Here is an 845-nt window from a genome sequence, read left to right on the forward strand (position 1 = left end):
GCTTACATGCTCGAAGACGCTACGCCATTGGCGATCCTCGTCGACGACGGCGGCCGCCGCGCGCTCGCCGGCCTTTCCAGCGCGCCGTCGGAGATACTCGTCGAGCTCTCCGACCGCGATCCGGACCCCGAACCGACGCTGCGAAATCTCTCCCCAAAAGACATCGGCCTCAGCTCGCAAAATCTCGCCTATGTCATCTACACCTCCGGTTCGACCGGAAAACCAAAAGGCGTCATGGTCGAACACAATGGAATCACGCGCCTCGTCGTGAATAATGGTTATGCACAGTTCGAGGCGGTCGACCGCGTGGCCTTCGCCTCCAACCCTTCTTTCGACGCCTCCACTCTGGAGTTGTGGGCGCCATTGACGAGCGGCGGCAGCGTCGTCGTCATTGATCAAGCGACTTTACTCGATCCGCTTCTCTTCGCCGCCGCACTTCGCAAGCATGAAGTCAGCATTCTGTGGCTTACGGCCGGCCTGTTCAACCACTATGCGGACGCGCTCACTAGCAACTTTTCTTCCTTGCGTTGCCTGATTGTCGGAGGTGATGCACTGAATCCTACGGTCATCGAACGCGTTCTGAAGGCCGGAAGGCCGCAGCGTCTTCTGAACGGCTATGGTCCGACCGAGACGACCACATTCGCGACGACATATGAGATCGATTCCGTCGCGCCGGGCGCGACGAACATTCCGATTGGGCGTCCGATCTCGAACACACGGATATATATTCTGGACGCGCGGGGGCGTCCGGCTCCGCTCGGAGTTCAAGGGGAGATTTACATAGGGGGCGCGGGCGTCGCGCGGGGCTATCTCAACCGGCCGGAACTGACGGCGTCGCGTTTTGT

At 60.2% G+C, this 845-nt stretch carries 1 protein-coding gene; it reads left to right on the plus strand.

From position 1 onward, the window contains the following. Positions 1 to 6: 6 nt before the first annotated feature. A partial coding sequence (locus tag K3F48_RS23845; RefSeq protein WP_255609737.1) for an AMP-binding protein occupies positions 7 to 845 on the plus strand: 839 nt, incomplete at its 3' end.

The sequence above is a fragment of the Methylosinus sp. Sm6 genome, assembly GCF_019802345.1.
Classification (GTDB): Bacteria; Pseudomonadota; Alphaproteobacteria; order Rhizobiales; family Beijerinckiaceae; genus Methylosinus.